The 898-nt window shown below is 36.1% G+C and carries 1 protein-coding gene and 1 pseudogene; both read left to right on the top strand.

The window, feature by feature from the left end; all coding sequences use genetic code 11:
- Window positions 1-207, top strand: a pseudogene (locus ACFIKE_RS11705) (transcriptional repressor); the annotation flags it as partial.
- A 173-nt stretch (window positions 208-380) separates the two neighbouring features.
- The coding region (locus ACFIKE_RS11700) for an HlyD family secretion protein (protein WP_375650114.1) at window positions 381-898 on the top strand (518 nt) is incomplete at its 3' end.

The raw sequence follows: 898 nt of genomic DNA, 5'->3' as shown, positions 1-898 counted from the left end.
AATGCCTTTATGGTCTGTTTACACCCTGAAAACTGTCAACATGAACTTACAACGTTTATAATTTGCGAAAACTGTGGCACAGTCAACGAAATACAAAATCAAACGATTGTATCGAGTTTAAAACAGATGGTTCAAGCTGTTGACTTCCAAGCACACAAAAGTACCCTAGAAGTACGCGGACTTTGTAAAAAATGCGCAATAAAATAATACCTCTAACTTGAAAATAAGATCTCTAACTTGCAAGTTGATATATTTAGCGTTATGTACCAGAGATCGCCTTATTGTTTGAAAAGCTCTTATCGTCCGTGCACGTATATCACCCGATCTTAGTGATGGGTTTATTATACTCATTGAAACATAAATATTGAAAGTATAAAATCATGTCCGTAGCTGAGGCTATTTTTTCAACCAAAAATTTCAATAAAACGCAACAAAAAAAAGTAACCAAGGCTCTTCTTATTGTCTTTGCACTTTTTGTGCTTTGGTTTAGCTATAAGTATATAACGCAATGGCGTTATATACTCTCCACTGAAGATGCCTACGTGCAAGGAGATATAGCAGCTATTGCGACTAAATTAAATGGATATATTGAAAAAATTGCCATTAAAGCCAACCAGGTTGTAAAAAAGGACGATGTTTTATTTTACTTAGACAATGGTGATTATAAAATAGCCTTGGAACAGACAGAAGCGCGTCTTAACACACAGAAAAAAACACTTCTACGCATTGATGCACAAATCACCGCCGCTCGTAGTTCTCTAGATGATGCAAAAGCACAAAAAGCAGCCGCTTCAGCCATAGCAACCAATGCACAACTCACTTTAAAACGTGTAACAGAACTGAAAAAAAATCGTTATGCTCCTCAATCCAATGTTGATGATGCCAAATCAGCTTATGA

Origin of the sequence: Bartonella sp. MU70NMGDW, assembly GCF_042194085.1 — a bacterium.
GTDB lineage: Bacteria > Pseudomonadota > Alphaproteobacteria > Rhizobiales > Rhizobiaceae > Bartonella > Bartonella grahamii.
Note: the sequence above shows the minus strand (reverse complement) of the source record. Positions and strands in the feature narration are given on the sequence as shown.